Annotated in this window: 6 protein-coding genes; 3 read left to right on the top strand and 3 right to left on the bottom strand. The window is 61.8% G+C overall.

The annotated features are described in order from the left end of the window. Window positions 1-193, top strand: a 193-nt coding sequence (locus AC1D00_RS19460) for a hypothetical protein (RefSeq protein WP_477011776.1), incomplete at its 5' end; no start/stop codon positions are given. A 38-nt stretch (window positions 194-231) separates the two neighbouring features. Here AC1D00_RS19460 and AC1D00_RS19455 read toward each other — a convergent pair. Genes AC1D00_RS19455 through AC1D00_RS19445 form a run of 3 tightly spaced genes read right to left on the bottom strand, consistent with a single transcriptional unit; the run spans window position 232 to window position 3,184 of the window. Beyond that, entirely contained in the window at window positions 232-1,020 is a 789-nt protein-coding gene (locus AC1D00_RS19455; RefSeq protein ID WP_477011775.1) for an ABC transporter ATP-binding protein, read from the bottom strand. After that, entirely contained in the window at window positions 1,014-2,033 is a 1,020-nt protein-coding gene (locus tag AC1D00_RS19450) for an ABC transporter permease (protein WP_477011774.1), read from the bottom strand. Before AC1D00_RS19450 ends, AC1D00_RS19455 begins: the two co-directional genes overlap by 7 nt. A gap of 20 nt (window positions 2,034-2,053) precedes the next feature. Next, on the bottom strand, window positions 2,054-3,184 hold the full coding sequence (locus tag AC1D00_RS19445) for an ABC transporter substrate-binding protein (protein WP_477011773.1): 1,131 nt from the start codon (window positions 3,182-3,184) through the stop codon (window positions 2,054-2,056). A 499-nt stretch (window positions 3,185-3,683) separates the two neighbouring features. Here AC1D00_RS19445 and AC1D00_RS19440 point away from each other — a divergent pair, with 499 nt between their 5' ends. Next, a complete protein-coding gene (locus tag AC1D00_RS19440) occupies window positions 3,684-4,013 on the top strand; it encodes a hypothetical protein (RefSeq protein WP_477011772.1) in 330 nt (109 codons plus the stop codon). A 318-nt stretch (window positions 4,014-4,331) separates the two neighbouring features. After that, a partial coding sequence (locus AC1D00_RS19435; RefSeq protein ID WP_477011771.1) for an AAA family ATPase occupies window positions 4,332-7,130 on the top strand: 2,799 nt, incomplete at its 3' end.

Below are 7,130 nucleotides of genomic sequence, written 5' to 3'. Positions count from 1 at the left end.
GTCCAAAGATCAACTTTCGCGAGATTTTCCGGGTCGCTCGATTTTCGACTTTTGCAACAATATCGGCCCCAAGCCGCCAATAAAAGACGGGCAGAGCATGTCCGCTCTGCCGGGTACATCAGACGTCTACTTGTTCAACGATTTCGGGTTCAGGACCTCGGAAGACATGGCTCTGGTTCAGCTTGCTCTATGATGCGTATAAGAGTCCGTCGCGGTGAGCCGCTTTGACGGCTACCATGCCTCATCGAGGCCGAGATGCTCGAACACCTCGCGACGAAGCTCAACGAAGTGCGGATCGCCCCGGTGGCGAGGATAGGGCTGGCTGTTGACGACTTCGGCCTTGATCCGTGCAGGTCGGTCGCTCAGCACGATGACGCGGCCGGCGAGCAAGAGCGCCTCTTCGACATCGTGCGTGACCAGCAGCGCCGTGAAGCTCGAGCGCCGCCAAAGTGATACGAGTTCCGCCTGCATCGCGATGCGAGTCAGCGAGTCGAGCTGGCCCAAAGGTTCGTCGAGAATGAGCAGCTTCGGGTCGTTGACAAGCGCACGGGCCAGAGCCGCGCGTTGCGCCATGCCACCGGAAAGCTGGTGCGGGTAGGCATTGGCGAACCCCGTGAGCCCCACCAGTCGCAACGCGTCTTCGATACGTCCGCCATGGGTGCGTAGCAACCCGCGGGCTTCCAGACCGAGCGCAACGTTGCTCCGTACCGTCCGCCATGGATAAAGCGTGGGGTCTTGAAAAACGACGACGCGCGATGGATCGGGCGCTGCGATCTCCTTTCCCTCCGTTAGCAGGGAGCCGGCTGTTGGAGTGTCGAGCCCCGCGACCAGCCGCAGCAGGGTCGATTTTCCGCACCCACTCGGTCCCAGGAGAGCGACAAATTCGCCACGGCCGACCTGAAGGCTGATGCGGTCCAATACCGGCAGGGGCTGCCCTTCGAGATCGAAGCTATGGCTCACTTCGCGGAGCGTTAGCGTCGATCCACGGACCGCGTGATCGCTTGCGATCGCCGCTACCATCGCACCACACCTTTCTGCCAGGATAGCAGGCGATCCCGCAAGCGGAACAGCAGCGTGATCAGCCCGGAGCACAAGAATGCCATGAGCAGCAGCGCGGCGTACATATTGGCATAGGCGGCCCAACCCTGCGCCCATTGCAGATACCAGCCGAGCCCCGCCTTCACGCCCAGCATCTCGGCTACGACAAGAACCGCAAACGAGTTGCCGAGACCCATGAACAGGCCAACAAAGACATGTGGCATTGCCGCCGGAATGGCAACCTTGAGCACGAGGAAGCGCTGCGTTGCTCCCATTGTCCGCGCAATATCGTAATAGGCTCTCTTCACGCAGGCGACGCCCGACCAGGTGAGCACGGTGACCGGAAACCCTGTGGCGAGCGCGATCAGGAAAATGCTGGCGCTGAAGCTCGACGGGAAAACGAAAAATGCGAGCGGCAGCCAAGCTGTCGCGGGCAGCGGCCCGATGAACCGCAAAACTGGGTGGATCCAATAACCGGCGAGCCGCGACCAGCCGATCGCGACGCCGGTTACGAACCCCACCGCCGCACCGAGAAAATAACCGGTCGCGAGCAGACGCGCTGAGGCGAAGATGCCTTCAGCCAGCCGCTCCCAATCGTCGATTACGACTTCGACAATGGCCTGCGGCGGCGGAAAAAACGGCAGCGGCAGCAATCCGAGCTTTGCTGTGACGGCCTCCCAAGCAGCCAAAAACAGCGCGAGGGCGAACAGCCATGGATAAAGCCGCTGGAGACGCCGAAAAGCAACGAAACGAACGCCGGCAAAGGCCGCCAAGGCAAGGGCAAGGGCCAACGTGCCACAGGCAATGGCGAAGCCGCTCGTGTAGGCCCAATCGCTCTCGGGCTTATCCAGCCAGAGCGCAGTGAGCGCGGCGACCATCGACCATGCGACGGCAACAGCCAGTCCGCCGATCAACGACCGAGTGGTCGAACTTTCAAAAAAGCCGAAACCCGATTTCTCTGATGGCCTCGGCACTTCATCGATGACCGAGCTCACTGCGGATCTTCCCAATCGGCTCAGCTTAGAACGTCAAGATAAATCCGGTCGGCGAACTTGGCGGGGTCAGTGCTTCGCTTGATGACGTTCACTGCCCTGAGTTCATCGGTGTAGAGTAGAAGTTGCTTCTTGAGCTCCGCCCCGACGGGATGCCTGTGGTGAGTATGGCTACGATACATTGTGGCGAGATCCTCGACGGACCCTCTTCCGCCGTAGCTCGAATAGATTGTCGCGGCATCGGCGGGGTCGCTGGCAACTCGGTCCGCCCCCTCTAGTATCGACCGTGTCAGAGCGGCCGCCACCGGCATTTCGCTTCGGGCGAGGCTGCCACGTATCGCGAGAACGCAGCAGGTGCGGTCGGCGAATTCACCCGTTAAGTTCGTCGCGATCTCGTTGAGCTTACCTTCCTTAAGCCAGAAGTAGGGCAGCGGATCTATCTCGGCTAGAGCCTGCACTTCGCCCTTATCGACGGCAAGCGCGAGCAGATTGGCCGGGTACTGGCGCCACTCTACCTCTTGGGCCGGATCGATGCCCTTTTTGGCGAGGTAGATCGAAAAGAAGTTCTTCGCTGGGCTCGCTTGATCGCTAATCGCGATAGCCTTGCCGCGCAGGGACTCYAGGCTGTCAATATTCGCAGCCTTGGAGCCGAGGAGCCGGATGCAGCCGCCGTGCACACCCGCGGTGATCCGAACATCGAAACCTTGCTCCAGCGGTTTGAGCCAGCGCAGGGCCAATCCCAAACCGGCATCCGCCTTGCCGGTTGCAATCGCCTCCAACAACTGGTCGGTCGAGCCGCCGAAATTGACGAAATCGACATCGAGTTTGTGCTTGGCGAAGACACCCCGTTCCTTTGCGACCGCCGCAGCGACCGTGCACGCCGCGTTTGCGTTCCAGGCGAGCTTTAGTTGGCGGGGTGGTCCCTGCAGTTCTTCACCATTCGCAGCGGTGCGGCAAATAAAAGCCTCGCCGGGAATATAAGACAGCGATCCAGTCCCGGATGCCGTCAGCGCGCGCGCCGCTCCGAACATCCCAAACGGCGCCGCGGCGCCGAGGGTGCCAACCAAGGTCAGCACCGAGCGGCGGGAGAAGGCGCCCCGCTTCGCTTCGGACAGATCTTTCGTTAAGCTGTTGCAAATTTCGCGCTTTTCCATGTGTCGCTCCCAAACTCGCGTGTGAATGGAATAGAACTGGGTGGCGCTTTGCGGGGACCATACCTCCCCTCTCTTCGGGCATCATGCGAGCCCGTCTGCTACACAAGCGTGAAGCGCTTCACATTACCGCAAAAAAGTGGAAGGAGATAGCTGCGCGGCGATTGAGACTCTCGTCAATCGTGTTGACCTACTCACGGCAGCGTCTGTCGCCTTTGATCGCGATCGGCGAGGGTGGATGATGGCCATTCGATGGTGCGAACTCACCAGCATGGAGCCTCCGTTGCGCGAATTGAGCGACGCAGATTCCAACGATCATGCGGGATGAGGCTGAACTTCTAACGTTAAGTCCAGCATGCTCTGGAATAGTCGGATTGCGCAGCAGAAGGCAAACTATTGATTAGGCTTTGCGCCTTCGACCCACGTCGGCTTCCCGCTTCGTTTGCATGATCGCGGGAATGCCTCAACGTTGCGGTCGGAGGCATCCTTACAAAGAGGTCGCATGATTACCGCCGTTGTACGATACAAACTGCCGCCGCAGATCGACTGCGCCGCGTGTCGCGAGCACTTTCACAAGATCGCACCCAACTTCCGCGAGGTGACGGGGCTGATCAGCAAGCACTTCATCTGGTCCGAAAGCGGCTGGGCCGGCGGTGTGTACCAGTGGGAGCGCATCGAGGACGCCAAGGCGTTCTACACCGGGCCGTGGCTCGAGGGCATCATCCAACGCTACGGCATGAAGCCGCAGATCGATTTCTACGAGGTCTTGGCGGTGACCGACAACACGTGCGGCAAGGTTGAGCTGTTCAAGGCGACCGTTGCCTCCAAATGACCCTGAGCAGATCTCGCTATCTGCTGCGCTTGCGCGTAGAGGAGGCGGTTGCGTTAGAGGATGGCACGCAGAGCCCTCGCGTCGTCGTAGGTAGCGGGTCTACGCCCTGACCGAATGCGCGGATCACTTCTGATCTTGTGCCCATCAGCGAAGTGTCCACACGTCTCGTCGAGTTCCGGACTAGATTTGCTCACGTTGAGTTCTTCGCATTTTGACCTTGAGCCGACATGCCCCCCTGCGGGGCTGCAATAAGTCGGCGCGCGTGGTAGACTTTTTGTCGGTCCGGACCGGATGGCGCAAAATCCGTAGGGGGCCGCGATGCAGCAAATTGCCGACTGGCTCGAAAAGCTCGGCATGTCCGAGTATGCTCAGCGTTTTGCTGAAAACCGTATTGATTTCTCGGTCCTTCGTGAACTGACCGATCAGGACCTGAAAGATCTCGGGGTCGTCCTCGGTGATCGCCGGAAAATGTTGCGCGCGATTGGCGACATCGACGGTATCGAGAAGAACGCCCCAGCCGCGCCCTCTAGGGCAACTTCAGCGCCGCCTCGCATACTCATCGCGTCAAAGCCAATCCCGACCGCAGTACCACCGCCGGCCTTGGCCGCGGCGGAGGTAGGCGGCGAGCGCCGCTATGTCACGGTGATGTTCTGTGATCTCGTCGGCTCGACCAGCATTTCCGCGCAGCTCGATGCCGAAGAGTGGCGCGACCTCGTCAGGGCTTATCTCGATGCCGCCTGCGCCGCCGTGACCGAGATGGGCGGCCATGTCGCCAAGAAGTTGGGGGACGGGGTCATGGTGCTGTTCGGCTATCCGGTGGCGCAGGAGAACGACGCCGAACGCGCGGCACGAGCGGCGCTCTCGATCCAACGGGCGCTCGCCGAGGTGAACCGCAAGAATACTGGGGCTGGCAAGCCAGCACTTAACGCGCGCATCGGGATTGAAACCGGAGCGGTCGTGATCGATGCGGCGGGCGAGATTTACGGTGACGCGCCGAACGTTGCGGCGCGGGTGCAGGCGCTGGCGGAGCCGGGTACGGTCGTGATGACGGCGCGGGTGCAGCACCAGGTCGCCGGGCTGTTCGTCGTTGAGGACCGCGGCAGCCATGAACTTAAGGGCGTRCCGGAGCCGATGACACTGTACCGGCTGGTCCGGGCAAGCGGTGGCGGGCGCCGCGCGGGACAGCGCCATCTCGCGCCGCTGGTGGGTCGCGAAGAAGAGATCGCGATGTTGATGCGGCGCTGGGAGCGGGCGCGGCGAGGCGACGGTCAGTTGGTGATGATCGTGGGCGAGCCAGGATTGGGAAAATCCCGCCTGATCGAGGAATTCCATCCGCGGCTGCGCGAGGTGCCGCACACTTGGGTCGAATGGAGTTGCTCGCAGCTTCTGCAGAACACGCCGCTGCACCCGATCGCCGATTGGGGCCGGCAGCGCTTCGGCGGCGCCGACATACCCGCCGAGCGGCGTCTCGCGGACCTGGAGAATACGTTGGCGCTGGTCAAACTCGACCCGGCAGAGAATGTCACCTTGCTCGCGCCATTACTGGATATCCCCTCGCCGCAGGACCGTACGCCGACTTTAGAGCCGGAAGAATTGCGGCGCCGACAGCTGACAGCGCTCACCAATTGGGTCATGGCCGGCGCGCGAACTCAGCCGGTGGTGCTGGCACTTGAAGATGTGCACTGGGCTGATCCGACCACGCTCGAGCTGTTGCGCGGCATCGCCGAACGCGGTGCGCTCGCACCCTTGCTCGGTCTCATCACGGCCCGGCCGGAGTTCCGGCCGCCATGGGGCATGCGCTCACATCACAGCACAATCTCCCTGGCTCCGCTCGATCGCGCGCAGGTGCGCCAGATGGTCGGCGAGCTTGCCTCTCGCTATGCGCTGTCAAGGGAAGTGGTTGACGGCGTGACCGAGCGCACCGGCGGCGTGCCGCTGTTTGTCGAGGAGGTGACACGGCTCTTGCTGGAGAGCGGCGGGCGGGGCATCCAGGCGATTCCGCCGACCCTACAGCAATCGTTGACGGCGCGGCTCGACCGGCTTGGCTCGGCGCGCGAGGTGGCCCAGATCGGTGCCGTTATCGGGCGCGACTTTTCCTACACACTCCTTCGTGCCGTAACCGCTATGGAGGACAAGCCGCTACAGATTGCGCTGGAACGGCTCGCTGAGGCGGACATTCTGCTGGTGCAGGGCCTGCCGCCCGATGCCGATTATCGCTTCAAGCACGTGCTGATCCAGGATGCAGCTTATGAAAATTTGCTTAAGAGCCGGCGCCAGGTTCTGCACCGCCGCGTCGGCGAAGTGTTACGCGATGATTTTACCGCCACCGCTGCGGCCGAGCCTGAGCGATTGGCGCATCACTTCACAGAGGCCGGGCGCAGTGATGCCGCGGTCGAGTATTGGCAAAGGGCAGGAGATTTGGCGATGGTGCGCTCGGGCCACGCCGAGGCTATTCATCACTTTTCCGTTGCGCTGGACCTCTTGAGCAAGCTTGGTGAAAAACCCGATCGCGCAGCGAAAGAGCTGGAGTTATGCGTCAAGCTCGGGCCGGTCCTTATGATGGTGAAGGGCCCCGTGTCACCGGAGGTTGAAGCGATCTATCGCCGGGCTGCCGCTCTCGAGGCGGATGACGACAGCTCGGCGCGGTTCAAGGCGCTGTGGGGCCTCTATTATCATTCGATGACCTCGGGACGCCTGAGCGAAGCGGCCGCTCATGGCGACGAGCTTCTCGGGCTCGCGCAGCGCTTGGGCGCCGACGATCTCATCCTTGAGGGCCATCACGCGAAGTGGGCGACGTCGCTTTGGCGCGGCGAACTGGCCGCTGCAGACGAGCATTCTCAAAAAGGCATTTCACTATACGACTGCTCCCGGCATCATGCCCTCGCGTTCGCGTTCAGTGGTCATGATCCTGGCGTGTGCGCTCACGCCGCCGGCGCGATCAACCTTGCGCTGTTAGGCTTCCCTCAAAAGGCAATGAAACTCAGTGTCGAGGCCGTCACGCTGGCTCGGAACTTGTCCCATCCGTACAGCCTCGCCCAGGCAATGTGGTTCTGTGCGATCGTCCGTCAGGTCAGCCGCCAGAGACAAGGCTGCCGCGATCTTGCGACTGAGCTGATC

It is taken from the genome of Bradyrhizobium sp. P2_E8, assembly GCF_056403875.1.
This window is presented reverse-complemented; position numbering and strand designations above follow the sequence as displayed.

Excerpts from the sequence above, each read along its gene's own strand:
- AC1D00_RS19455 (WP_477011775.1), bottom strand. The coding sequence starts at position 1,020 with ATGGTAGCGGCGATCGCAAGCGATCACGCGGTCCGTGGATCGACGCTA.
- AC1D00_RS19440 (WP_477011772.1), top strand. The coding sequence starts at position 3,684 with ATGATTACCGCCGTTGTACGATACAAACTGCCGCCGCAGATCGACTGC.